At 43.5% G+C, this 24,808-nt stretch carries 19 protein-coding genes; 7 read left to right on the top strand and 12 right to left on the bottom strand.

What is annotated here, in order from left to right; genetic code table 11:
* The first annotated feature begins 107 nt into the window (after positions 1–107).
* Complete coding sequence (locus BJP37_RS20485; protein WP_081431267.1) at positions 108–1,712, top strand: ATP-dependent DNA helicase; 1,605 nt, start codon at positions 108–110, stop codon at positions 1,710–1,712.
* Between the two features lie 93 nt (positions 1,713–1,805).
* Here BJP37_RS20485 and BJP37_RS20480 read toward each other — a convergent pair whose 3' ends face one another.
* From BJP37_RS20480 to BJP37_RS20440, 9 genes are all read right to left on the bottom strand, one after another.
* On the bottom strand, positions 1,806–2,951 hold the full coding sequence (locus BJP37_RS20480; protein ID WP_075901522.1) for a succinylglutamate desuccinylase/aspartoacylase family protein: 1,146 nt from the start codon (positions 2,949–2,951) through the stop codon (positions 1,806–1,808).
* Between the two features lie 546 nt (positions 2,952–3,497).
* Positions 3,498–3,920, bottom strand: coding sequence for an HAD family hydrolase (locus tag BJP37_RS20475; RefSeq protein WP_075901520.1), 423 nt, complete (start codon positions 3,918–3,920; stop codon positions 3,498–3,500).
* Between the two features lie 662 nt (positions 3,921–4,582).
* A complete protein-coding gene (locus BJP37_RS20470) occupies positions 4,583–5,185 on the bottom strand; it encodes a transposase (protein ID WP_198954325.1) in 603 nt (200 codons plus the stop codon).
* A gap of 109 nt (positions 5,186–5,294) precedes the next feature.
* Entirely contained in the window at positions 5,295–5,831 is a 537-nt protein-coding gene (locus tag BJP37_RS20465; RefSeq protein ID WP_075901518.1) for a helix-turn-helix domain-containing protein, read from the bottom strand.
* A gap of 337 nt (positions 5,832–6,168) precedes the next feature.
* Positions 6,169–6,804 (bottom strand): GTP-binding protein, encoded by a 636-nt coding sequence (locus BJP37_RS20460; RefSeq protein WP_075901516.1) that lies wholly within the window; start codon positions 6,802–6,804, stop codon positions 6,169–6,171.
* A 561-nt stretch (positions 6,805–7,365) separates the two neighbouring features.
* Complete coding sequence (locus BJP37_RS20455) at positions 7,366–7,737, bottom strand: roadblock/LC7 domain-containing protein (RefSeq protein WP_009149020.1); 372 nt, start codon at positions 7,735–7,737, stop codon at positions 7,366–7,368.
* A 261-nt stretch (positions 7,738–7,998) separates the two neighbouring features.
* Complete coding sequence (locus BJP37_RS20450; protein WP_070394025.1) at positions 7,999–8,553, bottom strand: protoglobin domain-containing protein; 555 nt, start codon at positions 8,551–8,553, stop codon at positions 7,999–8,001.
* A gap of 634 nt (positions 8,554–9,187) precedes the next feature.
* Positions 9,188–9,745, bottom strand: a complete 558-nt coding sequence (locus BJP37_RS20445) for a GTP-binding protein (RefSeq protein ID WP_267876626.1) — start codon at positions 9,743–9,745, stop codon at positions 9,188–9,190.
* Between the two features lie 261 nt (positions 9,746–10,006).
* Complete coding sequence (locus tag BJP37_RS20440; RefSeq protein ID WP_075901514.1) at positions 10,007–11,110, bottom strand: saccharopine dehydrogenase family protein; 1,104 nt, start codon at positions 11,108–11,110, stop codon at positions 10,007–10,009.
* 615 nt (positions 11,111–11,725) lie between these two features.
* Between BJP37_RS20440 and BJP37_RS20435 the strand changes: the two genes are divergently transcribed.
* Positions 11,726–12,310, top strand: coding sequence for a helix-turn-helix transcriptional regulator (locus BJP37_RS20435; protein ID WP_075901512.1), 585 nt, complete (start codon positions 11,726–11,728; stop codon positions 12,308–12,310).
* Positions 12,311–13,099: 789 nt separating this feature from the next.
* The gene (locus BJP37_RS20430) at positions 13,100–14,458 is read left to right on the top strand and encodes a chloride channel protein (RefSeq protein ID WP_075901510.1); all 1,359 of its coding nucleotides are present in this window, start codon (positions 13,100–13,102) and stop codon (positions 14,456–14,458) included.
* A 136-nt stretch (positions 14,459–14,594) separates the two neighbouring features.
* On the opposite strand, the gene BJP37_RS20425 is transcribed toward BJP37_RS20430, so the two are convergent.
* Complete coding sequence (locus BJP37_RS20425) at positions 14,595–15,833, bottom strand: RNA-guided endonuclease InsQ/TnpB family protein (RefSeq protein ID WP_075901508.1); 1,239 nt, start codon at positions 15,831–15,833, stop codon at positions 14,595–14,597.
* 324 nt (positions 15,834–16,157) lie between these two features.
* Between BJP37_RS20425 and nrtS the strand changes: the two genes are divergently transcribed.
* The 3 genes from nrtS to BJP37_RS20410 all read left to right on the top strand — a co-directional run bounded on the left by nrtS (position 16,158) and on the right by BJP37_RS20410 (position 22,844).
* A complete protein-coding gene (gene nrtS, locus BJP37_RS20420) occupies positions 16,158–16,379 on the top strand; it encodes a nitrate/nitrite transporter NrtS (protein WP_075901506.1) in 222 nt (73 codons plus the stop codon).
* A gap of 14 nt (positions 16,380–16,393) precedes the next feature.
* The gene (locus tag BJP37_RS20415; protein ID WP_075901504.1) at positions 16,394–17,203 is read left to right on the top strand and encodes an aminotransferase class IV; all 810 of its coding nucleotides are present in this window, start codon (positions 16,394–16,396) and stop codon (positions 17,201–17,203) included.
* Positions 17,204–17,603: 400 nt separating this feature from the next.
* Positions 17,604–22,844, top strand: a complete 5,241-nt coding sequence (locus BJP37_RS20410) for a PAS domain S-box protein (RefSeq protein ID WP_229415387.1) — start codon at positions 17,604–17,606, stop codon at positions 22,842–22,844.
* Positions 22,845–22,864: 20 nt separating this feature from the next.
* Here the strand turns inward: BJP37_RS20410 and ftsE are convergent, their stop codons facing one another.
* Positions 22,865–23,536: a cell division ATP-binding protein FtsE gene (gene ftsE, locus BJP37_RS20405; protein WP_075901502.1), complete on the bottom strand. Its 672-nt coding sequence runs from the start codon at positions 23,534–23,536 to the stop codon at positions 22,865–22,867.
* 76 nt (positions 23,537–23,612) lie between these two features.
* Between ftsE and BJP37_RS39665 the strand changes: the two genes are divergently transcribed.
* Positions 23,613–23,750 (top strand): hypothetical protein, encoded by a 138-nt coding sequence (locus BJP37_RS39665; RefSeq protein WP_158069687.1) that lies wholly within the window; start codon positions 23,613–23,615, stop codon positions 23,748–23,750.
* A gap of 43 nt (positions 23,751–23,793) precedes the next feature.
* Here the strand turns inward: BJP37_RS39665 and BJP37_RS20400 are convergent, their stop codons facing one another.
* A complete protein-coding gene (locus BJP37_RS20400; protein WP_075906306.1) occupies positions 23,794–24,573 on the bottom strand; it encodes a WecB/TagA/CpsF family glycosyltransferase in 780 nt (259 codons plus the stop codon).
* Positions 24,574–24,808 lie beyond the last annotated feature (235 nt).

The following is a 24,808-nucleotide window of genomic DNA, read 5'->3' as shown; positions in this document are numbered from 1 at the left end:
GTTCTGTGGAGGTTTGTCGAATATTGTGTAAGATTTAACGACTAAACGTCAACTCATCTAGTCTTTCACGATTTTTGCCCAAGACATGATTTAAGATCACAGTATAAGTGCTCATTGCTCAGTTTAACGAGGCAAAGCCGTTGAATGCTAGTTTGATTGAAGTCAAAGTTCATTCCTCGTTACGAGATTTTCTGCGATCGCAGGGTCAACCCAATTGGCCTCACCAATTGACTATGGCGAGGCTAGTGGCACGAGCCTTGCGGTTAGGGCGTTCTGCTTTGATACAGACCGGTTTAGAACCCTTGCAGGAAACCTCTCTACAGTCTTCCTATCGCCTGAGTTACCTGGCACCAGCCCTGGTTTGGTCTGGACCTGTGATCGTAGTGGCACCCTTATGGATACAAGAATGGTTGCTGCAAAAGGAAATTCCCCTTTTACAACAGTGGTTTGGTACCGATAAGGTAATTCATACCAGTGATAGGTTTCCCGATCAACCGTTCCAAGGACTGTTGATTACTTCACCAGAATCGTGGCTAACAGACCGCTTGAAGCACAAGGGCTGGTTTCCTAATCATATTCCTACTGTGATTGATGGTGTGGATGACCTAGAATCTTGGACTAGTAACCAGCTTAAAGGCTGCATCCAGCCCCAAGACTGGGACGCACTGATGCAAGCCCATCCACAAGAAGCTGATTTGATTCGGGATGTGCGGGTAAGGCTAACCAAAGCCTTATTTCAGCGCCCTGCTAACCCCTATGAGTGCTACTTGATTGAAGCAGATCAGCAAGATGGCTTGCAACAGCTATTTGCTCGACTAAGTTCCCTCAGCACTGAACCAGAATCTCTATATTTGCTGAAACCCTGGGAAAAGTTTTGCCACTTCTGGCAGCAGTCAGGTCAGCTAATGTGGGCAACCGTTGCGCGATCGCAAGGTCAGTTTTCCTTATATAGCGCACCAGTAGAAGTGGCTACAGCCTTAAATCCCATTTGGTCGAGACAGCCAGTAGTGCTAATCGGTGGGGCTCTAGATTTAGAGAAAAGTGCCTCTGTGTACCGTCAACAGCTCGGATTAGGGGAGTTAACCTGTTTGAAGTTTTCCCCTCACCAACAGATTCAACTGTATTTGCCCGATCGTCTACCCATGCCCAATACAGAGCGATTTCAAAATGCTCTGACTCAAGAAATTCGCACCCTACTAAACCTAAGTACTGACATCACCAGACCAGTCGTTATTTTAGTTGGAGATGTCCCCCTCAAAGCCCAGCTAGGGGCAGTCTTAGCAGCAGAATTTGGTTCCCGGGTGCAGGTAGAAACCACCAGTCTCAGTCACAGAGGTATTTTGATTTGTGGCTGGGAATTTTGGCATAGGTCTCAAGCTCAAATCCCCCTTCCCCAACTGTTGATGATTGCTACCTTACCAATTCCCTCTTTGGAAAATCCATTAGTTGCTGGTCGAGTCGCTTACTACAAGCAGCAACTAATGGATTGGTTTCGTTTGTATTTGTTACCAACAGCATTGAGAGAATTACAACGAGCAGTGGCACCAGTAAGAGCTACTCAAGGCTGTGTTGCCATCTTAGATAATCGTGTCAACCGCCGCAGTTATGGACGTCATGTGCTATCAGCCTTGAGTCCTTTTGCTCGAATTAATTATTTAGATGCTAGTTGGTTGAATTCAGATGCCCCAGAAGGACAAGATAGTTGGCTTTAGAGAATCAGTAAGTTGGTCACATTAACGCCAAGATGTTGAGCAATCCAAGTCCTAATTACAATCCAAGTTTTAATTAATTTTTCCTACCCCTACCTAATTATCAAATTGCCTTATTGATAGCACATATTCCCCTTGATTCGCACTATAATTTGTTGAAACATCAAACACTAAACCATCTGTCTCGGCCTTGATATCAATGACATTCGGGAGATTTCCTTCTTTATTAAAGCTCAGTAGCTGATAAAGTCTATCTCCTACTTTAACAACATTCCCTAATTCAACTCTCGATTGAATCATTCCTCCAGCCGGAGCATAGTATCTCTCGATGTTATCTTTAGATGCTAATTTCATTTGGTAGGAGTCTGGATCAGTTATCGGAAAATCAGGCAATTTTAACATTCCTTTTTTCGACAAATAGTTTTTGATACCGTATACTCCCCTTTTCACCGACTCTGGATTCATTTGCATCCCAGAACCCAGTTCTAGGGTCCATGATTCAATATCAAACTGAAGGGTTCTGCCTAACTTAGCCAAGGCTTTCTCTAACCCTTGCCAAGGCTTAATAAATGCCTCATCGAAAGCATCACCATCATACTCATCTTCATGCATCACAATTCCATAATCGAGAAGAAAGTCTTTGGCGCTTTCTTCCCGAGAGTAGAAGCCATACAAGAAATCAAGTCCTTGATTAGTAGAACTATGGATATCAATCACATAGTTAGCATCTACACATAAAGATTGCAGTTGATAGCGGTAAAGGTGACGAAACGGTAATCCCCTCGGAGAGTAGCAGTCTTCTAAGTGTTGTTTCAAGCTAGACTGGATCCGTGCTAAATAGTTATTTCTGATTTCATCAGGGTTCAAATTAAGTTGAGATTGGGCGAAATCCTCTAAATCATCACACTCTTTTTCATAGTCCCAAAAAATCCGATTCCAGTCTTGACCATCGTAAGGATTGAATCCTCCTGTGGCAAAGAAATGACTACGCTGATTAGTGCTAGCTGGATTACAAACAGGAACCAGCCAGATTTCCCCAATCAGCTGAGTGTCATCCAGAGTGCTCAAAAAGTCAATCAACTGGTGAATCACTGCATTACCAACAATTTCACAACCATGGAGATTGCCTTGTAAATATGCCTTCTTTCCTGGTTGGGAGCCAACGAATTTATAGACTTGGAGCGAAATGCGATCGCCTGAGGTTAGTTGCTGAATTGGAATAGTAGAAATAGTTGGATTCATATAGCAGTTTTAAATTGGGTTAGGTAAAACGTCCTGGGTTTTAGGGAGTAGGGAGTAGGGAGTAGGGAGTAGGGAGTAGGGGTAATAAAATTCAATGTACCTCATAAGGATACCATTTAAAAACATTTACAAATAGGTCATTAACAATCTTGCTGATTTATCATAACATCAAAAACTCTTCGGTTCTCTTTCCTACTGTTCGATGTTCCCTGTTCCCAAGTTCCCTTTTTCTATCAATCCTAATCAGCCCTCACCTCTACGCGGATATTCTACAAGTGGCGGGAGAGTAACTGGCAACCCGAAACAGATGCGATTGGCCGTAGGCCACGCTACGCGAACGCTTTCCCTATGGTGAGTTTCTCAATAGACCTATGTCAGCTTCCATATTTGGCTAGCCAATCCAATGTCCACATAAACGGAATTCCAGCTGCAACGGCTGCCTCAGCATCTTCGTTGCGTTCGCTTTTAGCGGAAGCTTCGCTTCATCGCGAAGCGTGACCGTTCGCGTTCGCGCAGCGTCGGCTTTGCCGAAAGCGTGACCGAAGGTCAATCGCCAACCATCAAAGCTGAAGAGCCGTTCGTTTTAAACTGCAAAATCATTCCCGGCTTTGGTTTTCGGTATTCTCCAGCGTATGCTTTACTGGTTACTTCAGAAAAGTAGTGCCGCTCGCAATAATAACAGGTTGTCCCATAGTCAGGACAAAAAATAATTCCTTTGAGCTGGGGAAGCAATTTAAGAGTTTTCTGTTGTTCTTTAATACAATTCTTCAGGGTTTTATGTCGGGCTGCAACTCCAGCCTGATTGGTCACCCCAAGAATGATATAACCCTTATTTTTGAAACATTGCAGAGCTTGATCAGCTCCTTCCATCACTTTTTGCTGGTCAGGGTAGTCAATAAATCTACCGTGACCACTCGGCTGGCGAATGGTCCAGTCGCAATCTACAAATAGCTCAAGTTTTAAATTCATGAAGCTTGCTGGGTGGTAGACCAATGACGGAATAGAGTTATTAGCCGATGATGGAAATGTAACTTATCAAGATCATAAGACGCTAGATCGTCAGCAGCCATGGATTCATCCTTGCTCACCCCATCCATGAGCTGTTTAGTTTCATCAAGGTCAATCCACTCCCAGGCAAAGTAATCCCTTGGTTCTAACTTGGTGTTAATTGCGTCTTATCCAAGTCTTTTTTATCAAAGCTTAATCTAGTGCAGCGCGGTAGAAATGCTTGAGCAGCTGCGGATAATGGTGAAACAGAAGGATGAACCGCTGACCCACTCGCACTCGATGCTCAGCTCATCCGATTACACTCTTCACAACTAGGCTATGCCTAACCCCCATCCCTTGAGGATGCAATGAGCACGGTAACAGTGAACCAGCTGAGGGCATGATGTCTTCTCAAAAAAAGGAACTAGTTCGCGGCACTATGCCGCGAACTAGTTCTCAACTCTGACTCTCTCCTTGAGTTTCTCAAGTCCTGCCTTAACTTGGTAGCCCAAACTGCTCCCAACCTTGTACCAGAATCCCCAACAGCCTGACACTACATCATCAAGGCAGGCACCTTTGGTACAAGGTTGGACATAACTCAGGCTGTTTGAGGTGGACATGATCTCAGCTGCCACCAGATTAGATTACTCAACCTGTTGACCTCCTTTGTACTTCCATTGAAAAGGCTTGGACATAGTGCGGTTGAAGTAATCAATAAATTCTAGAATGCGATCGCTTAATTCCACAGTAGAGGTAAAACTGGCACGGCGGAGCAAGCGCCTGACCAAAATACTGAACCAACACTCAATCTGATTCAACCAAGAGGTATGCTTTGGGATGTAGACGAAACGAATACGGTGACTGGCATCAGACAAGAAAGCAGCACGAGTTGCCATGGACTTGAGAATACCAAATTGTTCTTTGACCCCTAAGTCCGTGTCGATTTCACAGCAAGCAGCAACCAGTCGCACCAGGGAAGCTGATTTGTGAATGTTGAGTTGGTCAACCAGAAAAATCCACTCCCCATCTGGGTCAGTTTCAATGGTATTGGCAATATGGTTAGCAAAGTCACATTCAAAACGAGTTGGACTAATCGTAGGAGCGATCGCTTTTCCTGTAGCAATCTCCAGATTAGCAATCCGACTCACTGTACCATGGCGAATGTACTCAAATTCAATACATTCAATGCGTCCTGGTTTCATCGGTAAAGTCTCAGCCGCACGTTCAAGTGCCTGGATGCCTGTCATCTCATCGGTACTTACTAGATGAACCCCTTGTTTTGACAAAGTTGGAGCTTGTTCATACAACTGACAAATAGCTGTCACCTGTTGTTTGAATTCTTCTGGGTCATCCGGGTTAGCGTTGAGCCAATAACGACTTCGATGGGGTTGTAGAGTCGCCTCGTTTTAAAAAACGCCTCACACTGCGTTGAGAAATCTGCTCCACTATGCCTCGTTTAACTACTTCCGAGGTTAATTCTTTGGTTGTCCAGTGACTCACCGGACGCCCAAAACTCGGAGGCGACTCACAAGCGGTAGCAACAATCTGTACTACTTGCTCCGTGGTGAATGTCGCTGGTGTACCTGGTCGTGGTGCATCCCCTAAACTGTCTACCATCATTTGTAGCAGTTCTTTGTCAGTGATACCCTTTGCTTCTATACTTATCAAACGCTCGGTCGCAACAGACCAGCGTTTTCGCCAGGTTCGCACAGTATTACGTGCGAGTTGCAACTTTTGAGCTATCTGAGTATTATTCATACCCTCGGCAGCCAATAAAATGACCCTCACCCGTTCCACTAATCCTTGAGGGCTACTGTGACGACGCACTAACTGTTCGAGTAAACTTCGCTGTTGCTGTGATAATTTAATCTTCAGGGGATGGGGGTCAGGCATAGCACAAGTTGTGAAGAGTACAATAGGGTAAGCTGAGCATCGAGTAGGTAAGCAGTTCATCCTTCTATTTTACCATTATCAGCAGCTGCTCAAGTATTTCTGCCGCGCTGCACTAGTTACTGGTTTAGTTGCTGAATTTAGATCTATTATAATTGCTTTTAAAATAAAATTCAGCGATCCAATTCAACTAGTTCATTGAACTCCTGGATCGCTGTTCGCGTAGCGTGTGCGTAGCCTATTACCTGATAGCACTTCAAGTAGCACCATCTGTAGCGCATTAGCACCTCAAGTAGCGTGGCCAGAGGCCAAGGCCTTTAGCTCAATGCTTACTCGCTGACTAACCCCCTGATAAAAACTGAGGCTTCGGCCAATGATATTGGTTCTTAACAGGTAGCGGAGCTGCCTGACTTACTTTTTCTTTCCTAGCACCTTCAATAAAACTCCCTTGGCAAAGCATCTGAGCCATCAAAATCATTACAGCTTCAAATACTGAGGTCTTATTATTGGGATTAACAGCTACAATCGGGGGTTGATTAGGATCGCCGATGTATGCCATGCGCATCATAATTTCCTCTGGAGTCCATGCCCCTGCAACATCAGTATGAGTCAGACCAATAATCATTGGAATAGTGACCCGCTCTTGCATAAACGATAGAATCTGACGAGCACTAGCAAAATCACTGCTTCGATTAGCTGCCATCAATAAAATATAGGCGTGAGCTCGGCGAATCAAAATATCCCACATAAAATCAAAGCGAGCTTGACCAGGAGTTCCATACAGGTGCAAATCCAAGTTCCGATTTAAGGGACGCAAACCAAAGTCTAAGGCAACGGTCGTTTTTTTCTTAAACAATGATGTGGCATCCGTAGCCGTTCGTTCTGTTTCAATAACCGCACCTTCGCTGAATGTTCTGACAAAGGTAGATTTGCCAGCCCCTATTGTTCCCGTTACTACAATCCGTATATTGTCCATTGGGTTATGCTTCCCTAGCAAATACTACAGGTTATCAACTGTGCCAGTAGGTTGGGGTGAATCAAGGTAATTTATTGACGGTTAATGGTTGATGGTTGATGGTTAACTGTTATAGCACTACGCTTAGGACATTTATAAAAGCTGAAAAGCTGTTATGGTAAACTCTTGCCTTTTGCCTTTTGCCTTTTGCCCTTGCGCATAGCGCTATAGTGGTCAACCTTGAACACAAAATACCTTACATTGAATTTCACACAGCCACTGACGTTATACCAATAATCCAGAATCCGAACAACAATTTAACAAAAAAATTTACCATTTGTAATGGGTAATGGGTAATTAATACTAGTCTATTAATTACCCATTACCCATTATCTATAAGCCATTAATAATGACTATCAATTACTATAATTTATCCCTTTTATAGCAATTATATATCCCATAAGGTACAAATTAATTTCCCTAACTTAATAAGGGGGAATTTGAGGTTGAAAAGCGTACCTCATAACTGCGAAAAACTCTATATAAACTAAAGGTATTAGTAGAGTAATTTCCACAAATTTACTATAGTAACATTGGTTTTAATTCAGCCAGAGTTCGTTTAATTTCTAACATCAATACTCCCTGCTTAGCTGCTTTACTAGCTAGAACCAGAAATACCGCTTCTTCACCACAACTGGTCAAAACGCTAAATCCCTCTTTACCCTCAACATAGATTCGGTCGATGTCTCCTCTAGCCAGTTCTGAGCCAATTCGCTCACCCAAGGAGAGCATAGCCGCAGACATGGCTGAAACCCGTTCTTCATCCATTTCTCCAGGCAGACTAGATGCTAACGGTAAACCATCGGTTGTGACTACAGCTGCTCCTTGAATATCAGCAGTGGATGTCACAAAATTATGCAGGATATACCCCAATTTTTGAGAATTGATCGCCATTGTTCCCTTACTCCAATTGCAGAATGTGTAATTCGATTAGTTTGTGTTCCTCGAAACTGATAGCTGATAGTTAAGTAGGAGTAGTGCCAATTTGCCAGAACTTATAGACTATTGATTTAGTTTCCAACAAAAACGACACGTAATCTAGCAATCCTATCGGAAAAGTGAACAGTCACAGCTCTTACTCAGGAATCATAATTCTCCGAGTCAGAACTATTTTATTCAGAGGTATTGTTCAGAAATAATTTAGGATTGCTCTAGTTACATAGAGCTAGCGCCAGTACTAATCAGACGTCTAAATAGACCCTCTGTCCAGCCAGTTTCTCTGAGAACCGCTGCCGAACTCACTTCTACATAGGCTTGCTCAATGAAGGCTAAATCAATCATGCAGATCCGACTGAGAGCATCCCGCAAGGCTTCATCTTTACTATCAGTTTTTATCCGGTTAGTAAATGCCTGTACTACAATTGCCATTGCTGGGACGACATGTTGAGGACCGATACCAATTTTCACATGTACCAAACCTATACGCCAACGACGTTCAGCATAGGCTTGTCCCCAGTCATCCATACCAGTGAACATTTCGTAAAACCATTGCACAAAGGTTACCCGTAGGCGCTCCATACGACCTTCCTTCTCTTTCATAATGGCATCCATTTCTTCATCGTTACCTAAGTAAGTATAGAAATGGTCTGCCATTTCAGAAGCAATTTCTTTTCCCCAATCTGCGTGTGATTTCAGAAGCGCTTTGTCTTCACTGGTCAACTTGACACGCTTTTCCATCTTGGTCATAAATTCTTGGGGATCTAAGCTCATAATTACTCCGATATAGTTGAATCTAACTCTAAGTTATTACTTGACTATTTAGCAAAGCACCCTGATTTAAGTTTCTAGTCTTTAAACACTATAGCAATGTTTTTATGGATTATTATCTAAATAGATAATTTTCTGCTAATAGCTAATCCTGTAACTTGGTTATATTTTAGCTTTTTGAATTGCTAAAATAAAAGATTTACAAGTATTTTTTTGTATAATTTTAGTGAAGTTTATAGTTTAGGTTTACTATAATTTTAAACTATTGAATTCATCTATCGTTGAATGTACCTATAACCTAAACTCCTGGATGTTTAGTAGTTGATACTGCATTTATAGGTAAACTGTATAACGTTTACCTACTAAGCTTTTCACCAAGGGATCCGTTCAATCCGGATTACTTTTTTTAGTGACGCTAATTAATGATTTGTATAGTTTTATAAACACAAATTACAGAAGATGGCAATTCTTATAAACGATAATCCTTGGGGCGAAGTATTCGGCTAGCCAATGTGGGAGCAAACCAAGAATTTATGTGCGAATGCTTCGCCCTGACAAACGTCCTTTGTGCTATGGGTTTCGACCTGACAGGGGCTGGTCAGTTATTTGAGTTGAACGGCACTAGCTACTGACTTGTCTAGCAATCTAGGAGATCGATCAAAAGCACCAAAGCCTCAAGCACTGAGGTTCGCTGATTGGGATTAACTATCACACTTGCGGGTTGATTGTGAGGGTTGCTATAACCGAGAGTTCTGATAATCTCCTCTGAGGTCATTGCCCCTGGACAATCCATATGGGTTAAACCAATAATCATGGGAACATTTACTCGCTCTTTCATAAACAGCAGAAGCTCACGAGAGTGGTTTAAACTGCTGGGTCGATGAACCGGCACAAGTACGATGTAGGCGTGAGCTTCACGAATTAAAATATCCCACATGAAGTCAAAGCGAGATTGACCAGGAGTACCGTAGATGTGAACATTTAGATTTTTACCAAAGGTAAGGCTACCAAAGTCAAAGGCAACGGTAGTTTTTTTCTTTAGCAGAAGTATTTCGTCGGTGGCTTTACGTTCTATTTCCACAGCTTCAACATTACTCGCTGTTCTCACAAAAGTAGATTTGCCAGCTCCTACAGTTCCGGTTACTACCACACGGACACTTTTCATGGGATTTACTCCACTAAGACTAGTTAATATTGAGTAGATTTCACTCTTAGCAGATCAAAAACGTAAATTTGCGGCGTAAATCTTGTGATTTGAGTTAAACTCAGATCTTAAACCAAGTTTACAATTAACCTGTAAAGGTAGGCCACAGCGGATATCAGAACAGGTAAAAGTGATAATATTTGACTATTTGAGGACTTAAATTGATTTTTATCACTGCCATTATTAAGTTTTTTGTACTGGTGTAATATCTCAGTTAAAGGAGGATTATCAAAGCGGATTTGGTATCAACACTCAAGCTTCAACAGTATTAATCTCAAGTCCTCGACTTTGTATAATTTGCTCAAATAACGGCGTACACAGAGCTTGTTCCACTGGCCAAACTCCCGGTTTATTGAGTTGACCAGTAAGCATCAGTTCCGCAATACTACCAGTACCCACCCCAGCAGCGACAGCAGTATTCTGATGGACTAAGGTGGAGCTAGCACGGGCTGATTTACCATCTTTGTAACCACTAACCTCTGAGCGAATTGCAACACCAATGCCACTAACGCGATCGCTTACATCGGTCATGATGTGGCTGACATGGGACAAAAACTCGATTCCAGCGGGATTTTTCAGCCAAGATGAGGGGAAGATGTGGGCAGCTATCCAGGTAAGATGATTATAAAAATCGGGAACTGAGCCAAATTTAGTGATGACGGTGTTAACGGGGAATGAGTCCACTAAGGTCAAGGCTTCTGGCATATCAAACCAGTAGACACCAGCTTTACCATAGGGAGCAGGGAATTGGATGGTTTCCCGTAGGCTATAAGGTTTAACGGTTTGCCACTGATTATTAATCCAAGCTTCAAAGGGTTCTTGCAATCCCAGGAAAGTAGTACGCATTACCGTCACTCCAGCACCACCAGAACCCGCAACTACATAGCTGAGGTGAATCCGTTCTGCAACATCTAACTGTTCCACATCGTGACGCACCATGCTATTGGAGATACCAGGAAAAATGCCAGAATTCACAATAGCGGTGACACCAGCAGCAGTAGCTTGTTCACGGAAGGCTAAGGCTTTACGGGTAAAAGCACGGTTGTCACTGACATCGAGATAGTTAACCCCTTGTTCGATGCAAGTGTTTAGGACAGTAGCGTCTCGGTATAGAAACGGACCAGCACAATGGATGACTAGGTTGTGAGATGCGATCGCATTTTTTAACCCCTCCTGATCAGCTAAGTCTAGAGGGAGAAACTGCACGGGGGGCTGTAACTGTTGTGGCAAAGCTAGGTCAAGTTTACCCTGACGTCCGGTAATCGTAATTTTCGCCTGAGTATGGGCAAGTAAGTCTTGGGCTACACTGTTCCCGATTCGTCCTTTGCCTCCTAGGATTAAAACCTGGTCTGTCATTAGATTATGTCTGCTTGAATACTGATCGCAGTTCTATCTTAGGGTTGCTGGTTTCACGTAATGTCATCATTGGATTCAAGTCTAATTTAATTGTGTCCATTGGATTTTACTAATAGTCAATTTTTGAACTCTAGGTATTTCTGTAGGTATTGTGATAATTTTTGATACCATATTCCCTACTCCCGTCTTGATGCAATAGCGAGTGGGGTAAACCCCCGCAGGTCGGCGCTGCATCGCTACTCCCTACTCCCTACTCCCTTTAAGACTATAGCAATTTTAAGGGATTGAAACGTAAGACAAGTCAGTCCGACTTTGGGTAGATTCTTTCCCATCTTTCCCATCTTCCCCATCTTCCCCATCTCCATCTTCATAAATTATCCCGATGTTGTGCAAACCCCTTCAGGGGATAGGCTTGACTTCCGCCATATAGTTAAGTTTTGTTACAAAAATGCGATATTCTGCATAAACGTTAAGGCTTAATCCTGATAAGTATTAAGACCCTTAAAAATAGCAACTAACTACACTTTGCAGCACATGACCTAGCTCCCCCAAACTGAGCAGTGGTAAATCGCCTCCCCACAGACTATCCAACTTCTTTTAGAATAGGTCTACAAGATGAATACTATCACTAACTCTTTAGAAAGAGCCAATACTCAAGCACAACAGTTACATAAGGTTTTTTTACAAGGGATACTGGAAGGATTTATTGATGGCATTTTGATTCTGAGTACAAAAGGAAAGATACTTCATGCCAATGAATCTGCTCGCCTTCTGTTGGATCAACTCACACCAGAGAGTAAACAATCTAATTTGGTGCCTAAACAAATCTGGCGTATCTGCCAAGCTTTGAAATACAGTTTTAAGTCCTATCATTCTCAGGCAGTTATTATAGATTCTCATCTTACTACGAGTCAGTCAACTCCTGTTCGGATTCGAGTGCGATGGCTCAAATTAGAGTTATCTAAAGAGCCTTGTATTTTAGTTACTCTTGAAGACCAACATCAATCCATTCAAAATCTAGTGCTTGCAGAAGTTTACCACTATGGTTTAACTCCTCGTGAAGCAGAAGTCTGGTTACTGCGTCGAGTCAATTATTCCTATAAAGACATTGCCGCTAAGCTATTCATTACCCTCAGCACAGTGAAGAAGCACATGAAAAATATTCATGCTAAACGTAAGCTGACAGCCGTGAGCTTTTAGCTCACGCTACGCGAACAGCTGTCAGCTGTCAGCTTAAAATAAACCTCTAAGCGTGAGAATTTAATAGTTCGAGATTAATCATAATTGAAAGTCTGGGGAAAATCCCATCAGTAGAAGTAACTCACATGAAACGAATCCTTGCCTCTTTTCTTCAAAAACTGTTCCCGTAGCGCATTAGCTGAATGCTTACAGCTAAAAGCTTATGCCAGTGCTTTGCAGCTAGACCAATAATTTGAAGCGAGCAGTTCTGGACTAGCTGCTGCATCTGGCTTACCAATTAGAGGAGTTGCACTCGGAGGGTTTGTTGTAGTCTGTAGCAACACCCGCGACTCAGGCAAACTCTTGTCAGGCTTACCTCAAGCAATATTAGGTATTGAACCATCAGACTAGACGAGGGCAAAATTCCCCTAACCGATTACCCCTTATTTATTTAGGGTTTCCATTGTTAATGATAACTCAGTTTTCAACGTTATGAAAACTACTTTATGCAAAAAATAGTTTTAATTAATGCAAAATCAACATAAAAAAAAATTGATGTGAAAACAGGGCAAACCCATGTAAATTCTAAAAGCCTTACTCAGACAAAACGGCAAATATAATAAGCAAAATTACTTATTATATCAGTTTCATATCGAGTAAGGATTTCAAAATAAGAGGGATTGACACGGAATGTAAAAATAAATTTATTTTCATGTACTCTATACATAGTGACTCTATCTATTTATGTTATTTTTGTCCATGATGAAGCAATAACCAATTTTCGTAAAAAACAACTGGGTCAAGACAAGAATGACATCAGATACGGCTGAAGTGTTATCGGTAAATCAAAGGACTAATCAGACGGAAAAATCAGATCGGGACAATAAACAAGTCAAGCTAGCCTATACCCAACTAATCCTCTGCGCTACAGGGATTGGCATTGCTGGCGGATTAGTAGCAACTAGTTACTATTTTGTCCTAGAACAGTGTTTGCATTTTGTTTGGCATTGGTTACCGGAATTTCTAGAACCCTATTTCCCGAGTTGGCTACCCTCTTGGAATTATGTGTGGATTGCCACTACCATTGGTGGGTTTTTCGTGGGCTTATCCCTCTACTTCTTGGGGTTACCCGGTGAAATGGCGTTGGTGATTGAAAAAGTTCACGATCCAGGCAGGATGGAGCCTCGTCAAACTCCTGGCATGATTGTCACCTCTCTAATTTCCATCACCGCTGGAGGGAGTGCTGGACCAGAAGCACCATTGGTACAGATTAATGGTAGCTTAGGTAGCTGGCTAGGAGTCAAGCTTAAACTAGCAATCAGCCATATCCGGATATTGACCTTCTGCGGGATGAGTGCTGCTCTTGGTGCCTTTTTTGGTGCGCCGATCGGGGGGGCATTGTTTGCCCTAGAAATTCCCCACCGCCGGAGTCTGGAATACTATGAAGCCATCGTACCAGCGATTGTCGCGTCAATTTTTAGCTTCTCTGTTTTCCGCTTTGGTACTGGCTTAGATGTGGGAGGAATTTACCGCTTTAACCTTTTTGATACGTTACCTACTCTGTCCTGGCTAAATTTAATTGAGGGTGGATTACTCGGGGTTGCTGGTGGATTAGCAGCTATCGTGTTTATCTATATCTTTCGCTTTACCAAGTCTTGGATTAAATCGATTGAACATCGGCACATTTTGCTAGCTACACTAGGCGGATTATCGATCGGGTTGATTGCTGTATTCTTTCCCCAAACCCTATTTTTTAGTGAGGAGCAAATTGAAACAGTGATTGAACAAGGTCCCACTTTGGGGGTAACCATGTTACTGGGGATTGCCTTGGCAAAAATGTTTGCGATCAGTTTTACCCTCCACGGTGGGTTTAGAGGCGGATTTATCTTTCCTCTATTTTTCATCGGTGCCAATCTGGGTTTAGCTATCTCCATCGCCTTACCCGAAATTCACCCCACCATTGCTATGCTTTGCCTGATGGCAGCGGTGAATGTGGCAGTCACCAAAACACCGGTCAGTAGCACGGTTATTCTTAGCGTTCTGTCTGATACCTCGATTCTTCCAATTATTGCTATTGCTAGCTTTGCCAGTTTCTTGTTAACTACTAATATTTCTTTGCTGAAAACTCAGCGATCGCGTAGTCAGGAGGGTATCCCAGTAAGGGCTTAAGAGGGTGTATCTTTTTGTGGTAAATCTATAACTAAAGGAAGTGTGTGGAGGGTGGGGAGAGGGGGAGATAGGGAGGTGGGGAGATGGGGGAGATTTTTATTCAGGGTAATTGTCATCCGTTTTTTTTGTTGAGACGTTAGCTAATTGGTTGACACTCCCCGGTCATTAGACGCGGGGATTCTTCATTCATCGACTCGACTTGCTGAACCTGACCGGAATCAAGAACAGTAGAGGCCAAATCTCCTGAAGCGTTCGGATTAATAATCCAAGTTCCGACGTGCCCCGTCGTACTTATGGCTCTATTGCGGATGTTGATGGCGGCGTTGTGGTCTCTATCAAGTTCACATCCGCATTCACAGACATGAGTCCTAGTAGAAAGGGATTTCTTGACTACCTCACCACATTCAGAACAGTTTTGACTAGTATAGGCAGGATTTACTGCAACAGTTATCCTGTCAAATTTAGTTCCAAAATGTTCCAGCCATTTCCTGAATTGATACCAACCTGCGTCGTTAATAGACTTGGCGAGACAGTGATTTTTTACCAGATTTTTAACTCTTAAATCTTCGTAGGCGACCAGATCGTTAGATCGGATTACGCAACGTGCAAGTCTCTTTGCATGTTCTTGACGCTGCCTACTTATTTTAAGATGCTGTCTACTTAGCCTATTAACCGCTTTTTTGCGATTGGATGAGCCTTTCTTTTTCCGAGAAACCCGGCGCTGATAAAACTTTAAACGTTTCTCCCCTTTTCTGTAGAATCGGGGATTGGGTTCAGAATGACCATTGGAGTCTGTGTAGAACTCTTTGATTCCTACATCTAGGCCAACCATCTCGCCTGTGTGCTCTACTTCCTCTTTCACGTTAACTGCAACGCAGAATTGAACGTAGTACCCATCAGCTCGCTTGACTATCCGAACCCGATTAATTTGCTTCTTGTCGAAGCGCCACAACTCCCAGGTGCCTTTGAGCTTAAGCTTTCCAATCCCTTTTTTGTCTGTGAAGGTTATAGACTTTTTGTCAGGAGATAATTTCCATCCTGACTTCTTGTATTCGACAGACCGAGCAAGTTTTTGGAACCTTGGAAAACCCTTCTTGCCTGGGACTTTTTTCTGGCAATTATCGTAGAAGCGAACAATCGATGACCATGCCCTCTCAGACGCAGCCTGACGAGCAGTAGAGTTTAATTCATTGGCAAAAGGGAACTCTTTTGCCAGTATTTTTGAGTACCGACTAAGGTCGCTTTTCCCTGTCCCTTTATTATCTAGCCACAAACGGATGCAGCTATTTCGGATAAACTTAACAGTCCGGATAGCTTCGTCTATGGCTGAATATTGAGACTCTTGGCCTTTGGCTTTGAACTCTAGAATAATCACCGAATATCGACCTCCTTAACCTTGACCAACGGTCACGCTACGCGAACGGTTACGCTACGCAAAGGATATATTTTTATATAAACAATTTATTATAAAAATGTCAAGTACTAGCCAAGATTTTTCTCACGGCGACTAAAGTCGCTGGGCACTTTCATCCCCGCTCTAAAGATACGGGGCTTTCAGTGTTGTAATTTCTAGTAATTAAGAGTCAACCGCCAAAAAAAAACATCAGTTAGGTAAAATTGTATCGTTAACAGCTTCCTAGATAGCTACAGGGTGAAACCTCTAAAAGAGTTCTGTCTAAGTGTTGTTGATCTCGAATTGATGCCAACTGCGCTGAGGGTGGCTTTGGTGGTTGGCTCAGTTCTGTTTGTGATCAACCATGGTTCTGCTCTCCTACAAGGACAGATGAATCGAGAGCGATGGATTTCAGGGGGTTTAACCTATATAGTTCCCTACTTGGTCAACATTCATGGTCAGTATACCATCCGTTCTAGACAAACCGCTCGAAGAGGAAAAGCAGATTATAATCGCAATTCTGGTTAATTACTATAAGAGCGATGTCAAAACCTTGCTTCTGGTACAATGCCGAGCTAATTGAGGGCAACTCCCTGAGCCTGACCATTGATGAGCCAGGATTTATATATGGCGCTACAGTTTTTACTACCCTACGGGTTTACGATCAGTCATTAGATCACCCACTAACCCATTGGACTAATCATTGCCATCGCCTCCAATCGAGTCTACAAGCATTTGGTTGGCAACAGCCGGATTGGGAGCAATTGCGCCAAGGAGCACAATCACTGATCACCCTTTACCCAGTGCTGAGAATTACCCTATTCCCCGATGGACGAGAATTGATTATGGGTCGTCCTCTGCCAGCTAATTTAGCCCAGTGGCAAGAACAGGGTATCACTGCTTGGGTAGCCCAGTCCTCTTCGGTAAAATTTCATCGCTGCTTACCCACTCAGAAGACCGGGAATTACCTATCTCCATGGCTGGCGAAGCAAATGGCGCAAAATATGGGAGCACTCGAAGGGATTTTGGTAGATAATCACGGGAATTGGCTGGAAACTAGCACAGGTAACTTATGGGGATGGGGAGATGGTCAGTGGTGGACACCACCAGTGGAAGCTGGAATTTTACCAGGTGTGATGCGATCGCATTTAATTGAGTGGCTGACTTGTCAAAATCAGAGAGTTTGTGAGGAACCTTGGTCACCCGAGTTGGTAAGACAGTTGGAAGCGATCGCTTACACTAACTGCGTGGTGGAGGTTGTTCCCATTCACCGGGTGATTCAAGAAAATTCTGAACGAGCTTATGACCCACTACATCCAGTTTTACAAGACTTACGTCAGCTTAACTATTAACTTTGAAGTATTAACTATTAACTGTTAATTGACGAAAAAATTCGTACTCTGTTTATTGATCAGGGGTTGCCTTACGGTATAGACCCAATGATGATTATCAAAAATTCAATTAGGTATGGATAAATCCACTTATCTTTCCCTCTGTTGATAATTATTTGGTAGCTCAAAAAATCTATGCAATTACAATTCCCAAGTTTTAAATTTGGTGCTTTCTGATTCAACTAATAGATTAGATTCGGTAAATTTCAGGATATAGATATACTAAAAATCCGTATTTATACGGTAAATTAATTCATCAAAATTGTGTAAAGTCAAGACATCTATTCAGAATTACAAGACAATTTTCGCGTCTAAATATATCAACAAGACCCCTAGAGGGTCTGGGAGATAAGATCTCGGTATGCCCTACTCAATGGTTTTGGTCTGGCTCAATTTTCTCATAGAAACTGTCCCAATTAGCGATACAGATAGAGCAATGAGTGGTCTCTATGACCTACAGTTAGTTGTTCTATGCATTGCTATCGCCTCGATTGTGACCTATACGGTGCTGATTCTAGCTAGACAAGTAAAAACCTCACAAAAGACTAACCGTAAAGGTTGGCTGATCGGTGGGGCAATGATCATGGGAATTGGGATCTGGTCAATACACTTTTTGGGAATGCTAGCATTCCGCTTCCCCACCCCTATCACTTATGATACGCCAATGGTACTGCTTTCTTACTGGGTAGCAGTGCTAATATCTGGTGCCGTACTCTATAGTGTCAGCCGCATCAACAACCTCAGACAGTTAATGGTGGGCAGTGTGGTAATGGGATTAGCGATCGCATCCATACCCTACCTGCTGATCGCTGCCATGAGAATACCAGGGCTGATTCACTACAACCTTCTTTTTGTTGCCCTATCGGTTGTGATAGCCAGCTTGACATCCTTTTTCATCTTGTGGCTATCCTTTGATGTGGGGGTAGGAACCAGAAAAGTCCTTCATGGGTGGAAGGTTTGCTGGGCAGTGATCCTAGGATTAGCCATTACCTCTGTACACTATACAACCATGATGGCAGCCAAGTTTCCCGTTACTTCACTATTAGAGACTGGGTTTTCTCCGACATTAAATACTTCGGTAGTAACAAGCACCATAGGGATAACTAACCTAATCATCTTCAGCCTCACCTTACTTGCCTCAAATTACGAGCAGAAAACGAGTAAAGCACTGCAAGCTCTTAGACAAGAAGCATTGCAAGAAAGCGAAAGGCTATTCCGGACAGTGATTCGAGAAATGCAGGTAGGGGTGTTGCTATTCGAGGCAAAAACCGAATTCATGCTCTTTAATCAGGCGGCTCTGGATATACTGGGCTTCACCGAAAGTGAATTGTTGGATAAAAGTCCTTTTGGTTCAGATTGGACTATCATTCACGAAGACACCACTCCATTCCCCACTGAAAGTCGTCCTATCCAACAGGCAATTAGCACCCGTAAACTGGTAAGAAATGTGGTTATGGGTGTCCACAATCAAGCGACAAAAGATTGGGTATGGTTACTAGTGAATGCCGATCCCCAGGTGGGGGTGGATGGGTCAGTAGAGCAAGTCATTTGTACCTTTAGTGATATCACCAATCGTAAGCGAGCCGAGGAAGCACTGCAGCAAGCTGAAGCGAATTATCGCAGCATCTTTGAGAATTCAGTAGAGGGCATCTATCAGATTACACCCGATGGGCGCTTTATTAGTGCCAATCCAGCCTTAGCGAGAATCTATGGCTATTCTTGCCCAGAAGAACTAGTAGAGTCGATTACAAACGTTTCAAAACAAATTTATGTGGACACTGAGGGTCGTAACGAGTTTACTGACAGAATCGCGGAAAATGGCGCTGTATCATCCATTGAGGCTCAGGCTTATCGCAAAGATGGTAGTGTAATCTCGATTTTGGAAAATGTGCGCCCTGTCCGAGACACTAATGGAAATTTGCTCTACTACGAAGGCTCTGTTGAAGACATTACCGAACGCAAGCGAGTTGAACTGGCCTTGCTGGAGAGAGAGGAGCAGTATCGGTCAGTGGTGGAAAATGTGCAAGAGGTTATTTTCCAAACCGATGGGGTTGGGGTGTTGACTTTTCTCAATCCAACTTGGACAGAAATGACGGGATTTTCTATAGCAGATAGCATTGGTACTAACTTTATTGATTATCTCCATGCTGATGACCGTCAAACTAATATTGAATTGTTTCAATCCCTAATTACCCACAAACAGGAGTATTATCAGCAGGAACTAAGGTATCTTACCAAGGATGGCGGCTCGGGCTGGCTGGAAATTCATGCACAATTAACCCTAGATCCTGACAGTACTATCACAGGAACTTCTGGCACTATCCGAGATATTACAAATCGTAAATTAAGCGATTCACATCTGAAAGAAAGTGAGAAACAACTGCGTCAAGTGATTGATTTAGTGCCTCATTTCATTTACGCCAAGAACCGAGATGGAGAGTTTCTTCTAGCCAACAAAGCAGTTGCGGAAGCTTATGGTACGACAGTAGATGAGTTACTATACCATCGGGATGAAGATTTTCCTCAATCTTTCCTAAAATCATTCCAGTTTACAGAGGCGGATTTGCAGGTATTGGATAGTGGAGAACCGACACACCTTCGAGAAGAGACGATCATTTATCCCGATGGAGAAAAGCGTATAATCCAAACTACCAAAATTCCCTTCTCCTTAGCAATTTCCCACATGCCAGCGGTATTAAGCGTATCGATTGATATATCTGAGCGCAAGCAAGCTGAGGAGGCATTACACCAGCAACTGACTCGTGTGATGCTACTTAAACAGGTGACCCAAGAAATCCGCCAAAGTTTAAACACTAAACAAATTTTTCAGACCACTGCCACACAAATTGGTCAAGTTTTTCAGGTCAATCGTTGCACCATTCATACCTATGTTTCTCAACCCTATCCTCGCATTCCTACAGTGGCTGAGTATTTAGAAAAGGGTTATCTATCCATACTGGATTTAGAAATTCCGATTCTGGGGAATCCTTATTTAGAGCAGTTGTTAGTCCAAGACCGAGCCATCAGTTCCCCTAATGTTTACGAAGACCCCCTTGTCAAACCGATGCTCCCAATATGTTGGCAAATTGGAGTCAAATCCATGTTGGTAATTCGTACTTCTTATCAGGGGGAACCGAATGGTGTGATTGGAATACATCAGTGTGATGAATTTCGTCAGTGGAGTCTCGATGAAATCGAGTTACTCGAAGCCGTCGCTGACCAAGTAGGGATTGCTATTGCTCAGGCTCACCTGCTTGAGCAAGAAACCCGCCAACGAGAGCAATTGACTGAGAAAAATTTCGCCCTAGAGCAAGCTAGAAGAACTGCCGAAGCGGCCACTCAGGCAAAAAGCGAATTTCTGGCAACCATGAGCCATGAAATCCGGACTCCTATGAATGCCGTGATTGGCATGACGGGTTTGCTACTGGATACAGACCTAACGCCCCAGCAACGAAACTTTGTGGAAACGATCCGCAATAGTGGGGATAGTTTACTCACCATCATTAATGATATTTTGGATTTTTCCAAAATTGAGTCTGGAAAGCTGGAGTTAGAAGAACAACCGTTTAATCTGATCACTTGCATTGAGGAATCCTTAGACTTGTTGGCAGCAAAAGCAGCTGAGAAAAAATTGGAGTTAGCCTATCTATTCCATCCCAACACTCCACCCATGATTGTGGGAGATGTGACTCGGCTGCGCCAAATTCTAGTTAATTTGTTGGGGAATGCGATTAAATTCACCGATATCGGGGAAGTATTACTTTCTGTAACCGCCCGAGAAGTGAGCACAGGGGAATGGGTTGATGGCAAAGAAAAAGAACAAACCAATACTGCTAACTACTCCTACCCGTTGGCGTCTGGTCCTGACTACGGAAAACATTACTCTTTGAGTTTCCCTACTCTAGCCAATGGAAAGGACTACACTTTACAAGGAGGATTTGACCAGACAGGGTATATCAACGGGGTCAGGGGAGCTAACGGAATACAAAACAACACGAGAGACAACACGAGAGTATTTTCACCGCCTCACCCCCAGATTTCCTCCCGCAACCCTAACACCACCAGATTTTGTCCTGCTTCCACCCAATCTTCAATCTACGAAATCCAATTTGTGGTCAAGGATACTGGTATCGGCATTCCTGAGGATCGGATCGACCGCCTGTTCCAGTCTTTTTCTCAGGTGGATTCCTCCACATCTCGCCAATATGGAGGCACAGGTCTTGGTTTGGCCATTTGTCAACGGCTCACCACCATGATGGGTGGCAAGATTTGGGTAGAGAGTCAAGTTGGTCAAGGGTCTAAATTTTATTTCACTGTATTGGCTAAACAGCCTGATCCGCTCGAGGAACCTAACCTGCCAGTATCTCAGCCATTGTTAGAAGGAAAGCGGCTGCTGATTGTGGATGATAGTGCAACCAACCGCACGATTATCTCCGAGCAAGCCAAGTCTTGGGGTATGTTTACCCAGACAGCAGCATCAGGTAGAGAAGCTCTCGATTGGCTCAGTCAGGGGGATAAATTTGACATTGCCATTCTGGATGGGTTGATGCCTGAGATGGATGGTTTTACCCTAGCAACCAAAATCCGCCAGCAGTCTGAGGGTCAAGGATTGCCCTTGGTAATGCTCAGCTCAATGAGTCAATCAGATACAAAGCATCATCAGAGTCAGCTAGATATTGCAGCTGTCTTAAACAAGCCTATTAAGCAATCTCAGCTTTACGATGTTTTGACCCAGGTGATGAGCGGACAGCCGATCAAGATTAAGCGAACACCTGCTCAACACCTAAAACTTGACACCGAAATGGCGCAAAAGCATCCTTTGCGGATTTTGTTGGCTGAAGATAATATCGTTAACCAGCAGTTAGCCCTGCAATTGTTGAAACGGATGGGGTACCGGGCTGATGTCGCGGGTAATGGATTAGAAGTACTCCAAGCTCTGAGTCGTCAGCCCTATGACCTGGTTTTGATGGATGTCCAAATGCCGGAAATGGATGGCTTAACTGCGACGCAACGGATTTGTGAACAATGGCCAGCTCATTCACGCCCCTGGATTATTGCCATGACTGCTAATGCCATGGAAGGGGATCGAGAAATGTGCCTGAGTGCAGGAATGGATGATTACATTAGCAAGCCGATCCAGGTACCAGAGTTAGTCCGTGCCTTGAGTCAATGTCCGCACCATCGTGAACCTCCCAACCAAGTACTAGCTGATCCAGCTGTTGACTTTTCGGTTTTACAATCCTTGATCGACAGTATCGGAGAAGGGGGGGCGGAATGTTTGGTTAGTTTGATTGAAATTTATTTAAAAGATACTCCGAGGTTAGTAAAAAACATGGCTCAAGCAATTATTGAAGAAGATCCAAAAGCCATGGAAATTGCGGCTCACACATTAAAGTCTAGTAGCGCTACCCTAGGGGGGATAAATCTCTCCAAACTGTGTCAGGACTTGGAAAGTCTGGGGAGGTCCAAAACCATCACTGGAGCAGCGGAAATTTTTCCGCTGCTTGAGTCTGAATACCAAAAAGTCAGAGCAGGACTGACCGAGAGTGCTAAGAAAATTCAACAACAATCCTTGAGCCCAGTGCTCACCCATAATGTTTGATTTTTCGTAAACTATTGCCTCTAAAAAGGCGAATATAAACGACCTTCTCGCAGCTGTACTACTGGCTGATTGGAGATTCTGACTAAGTTTTCATCATGAGTTGTGACAATAACTGTAGTGCCTAGGTGATTGAGTTTCCTGAGAATGTTTAATACCTGCCAGGAATTGTCGGGATCGAGGTTACCTGTTGGCTCATCAGCTAATATCAAGGGCGGTGTACTAACAATGGCACGAGCCAGGCTTACCCGTTGTTGTTCTCCTCCTGAAAGTTGCTCTGGAAAACAGTTGGCTTTGTCTTGCAAACCCACTAATTTAAGGGTTGGTGTTAGCCGTCGCTTAATTTCTTTGCGAGTAAAACTCTGTGCCCACAGAACAAAAGCGATATTCTCTGAAACAGTGCGCTTGGGAATTAGTTTGTAGTCCTGAAAAACAATCCCCAGGCGACGGCGTAGGAATGACAAGCGATCGCCTCGTAATTGCCCAACATTGAATTGATCGACAAATACTTTACCTTGGGTGGGACGCTGTTCACCATAGAGTAATTTTAGCAATGTGGATTTACCAGCACCAGAAGGCCCTGTGATAAATAAAAAGTCCCCTGACTTGACTTCTAGATTGACGTTAAACAAACCTCGGTTGTTGGGATAGGTTGTTGTGACTCCTTGTAATTGGATGATCGCTTTTTCGGTCATTAGGAATTAGGGAAAGAGAGGGAAGAGAGGGAAGTGTAGCAAGTTTGGGAGGTGTGGGAGGTGGGGAGATGGGGAAATGGGGAGATGGGGAGATGGGGAGTCAGATGAGGGACGCTTCGTATCCCTCCTTCCGCAGCAAACAGCCGCTCCCCATTTGCGTTCGCGTAGCGTGGCCGTAGGCCAATCGCATCAAGATAATACTCGACAATTCTAATGTTGCGAACTAATGCTGCAAGGTCTATTGATTAGGGATTAGGTTATGCCAACCTTTGACCTAAGGCTTTGAGAGCAAACTGAGGCAGAACCATCATTCTTTGACCTAAGGCTTTGAGAGCAAACTGAGGCAAAACCATCATTCGCCGCCAACGGTGGGGTTCTTGATACAACCGATATAACCATTCGAGATTATTGTTCCGGAACCAGGCTGGCGCACGGGTTTTAGCCCCTGACCAGATATCAAAGCTACCACCAACACCAATCCAAGTGGATTGGGGACACAGGTGGCGATTCTGGGCAATCCAAAATTCTTGACGTGGTACACCTAAGCCGACTAGTATGATTTTAGGCTGCTTTTGTTTTAAGGTCAGCTTTAATTCTTCCTCTGCTTCTGCACTGAGGTAGCCATGACTAATTCCAGCGATCGCTAGTTTTGGAACTCTCTTCTGCCAAACCCTAGCTGTTTTTTGGACTACATGAGGGGCTGCCCCATAGAAGAACACTGGGCAAGATTCTCCGTATTGTCCAGCCTTGACCAGTAAAGACTGAGCTAGTTCAATTCCTGGACAGCGCTGCTTTTTTTTACCGTGGAGCCGTAAGTAAAATATAATACCCGCCCCATCAGGAATCACCAGTTCTGCCTGCTTGATAACGGCAGCTAGCTCAGGGTTGCGCTCTCCCTGGATTGCCATTTCGGCATTTAGAGTTACTACATGACTACCTAGACCTTTGGTGAGACGATCGTCTAAGAATTGACTGTAGTTGTCTAAAAGGTGAACGGGTAACCCCAAGACAGGAAATTGTTCAGCTGTTTCAAACATTGGCTTTTGCATACCCTCACATCACCCATGAATTTTATTAGAAATTTAAACACTGAAAACTCCGTCACAAAGCGAGCGGAGATGAAAGTGACTAGCGAATTTAGTCGCCTAGAAATAATTCTAGTATTTGAGGTTGACGATTATGTAGCGCTAGGATATACTGAAACCATGAGTACAGGTTGAAAAACCGTTCGCGTAGCGTGGCCTTTGGCCTTGGCGCAACCGGGAGAGAGAC

The organism is Moorena bouillonii PNG, from assembly GCF_001942495.1.
Taxonomy (GTDB): Bacteria; Cyanobacteriota; Cyanobacteriia; order Cyanobacteriales; family Coleofasciculaceae; genus Moorena; species Moorena bouillonii.
The sequence above is the reverse complement of the archived record's forward strand: the minus strand, read 5'-3'. Positions and strand labels throughout refer to the sequence as shown.

Coding starts and splice junctions, on each gene's coding strand:
- BJP37_RS20475 (WP_075901520.1), bottom strand. CDS start 3,920: ATGAATTTAAAACTTGAGCTATTTGTAGATTGCGACTGGACCATTCGC.
- ftsE (WP_075901502.1), bottom strand. CDS start 23,536: ATGACCGAAAAAGCGATCATCCAATTACAAGGAGTCACAACAACCTAT.
- BJP37_RS20480 (WP_075901522.1), bottom strand. CDS start 2,951: ATGAATCCAACTATTTCTACTATTCCAATTCAGCAACTAACCTCAGGC.
- BJP37_RS20460 (WP_075901516.1), bottom strand. CDS start 6,804: ATGGACAATATACGGATTGTAGTAACGGGAACAATAGGGGCTGGCAAA.
- BJP37_RS20400 (WP_075906306.1), bottom strand. CDS start 24,573: ATGTTTGAAACAGCTGAACAATTTCCTGTCTTGGGGTTACCCGTTCAC.
- BJP37_RS20440 (WP_075901514.1), bottom strand. CDS start 11,110: ATGACAGACCAGGTTTTAATCCTAGGAGGCAAAGGACGAATCGGGAAC.
- BJP37_RS20410 (WP_229415387.1), top strand. CDS start 17,604: ATGCCCTACTCAATGGTTTTGGTCTGGCTCAATTTTCTCATAGAAACT.
- BJP37_RS20470 (WP_198954325.1), bottom strand. CDS start 5,185: ATGACAGGCATCCAGGCACTTGAACGTGCGGCTGAGACTTTACCGATG.
- BJP37_RS20455 (WP_009149020.1), bottom strand. CDS start 7,737: ATGGCGATCAATTCTCAAAAATTGGGGTATATCCTGCATAATTTTGTG.
- BJP37_RS39665 (WP_158069687.1), top strand. CDS start 23,613: ATGGGGAGATGGGGAGATGGGGAGTCAGATGAGGGACGCTTCGTATCC.
- BJP37_RS20450 (WP_070394025.1), bottom strand. CDS start 8,553: ATGAGCTTAGATCCCCAAGAATTTATGACCAAGATGGAAAAGCGTGTC.
- BJP37_RS20435 (WP_075901512.1), top strand. CDS start 11,726: ATGAATACTATCACTAACTCTTTAGAAAGAGCCAATACTCAAGCACAA.
- nrtS (WP_075901506.1), top strand. CDS start 16,158: ATGCCAACTGCGCTGAGGGTGGCTTTGGTGGTTGGCTCAGTTCTGTTT.
- BJP37_RS20415 (WP_075901504.1), top strand. CDS start 16,394: ATGTCAAAACCTTGCTTCTGGTACAATGCCGAGCTAATTGAGGGCAAC.
- BJP37_RS20465 (WP_075901518.1), bottom strand. CDS start 5,831: ATGCCTGACCCCCATCCCCTGAAGATTAAATTATCACAGCAACAGCGA.
- BJP37_RS20430 (WP_075901510.1), top strand. CDS start 13,100: ATGACATCAGATACGGCTGAAGTGTTATCGGTAAATCAAAGGACTAAT.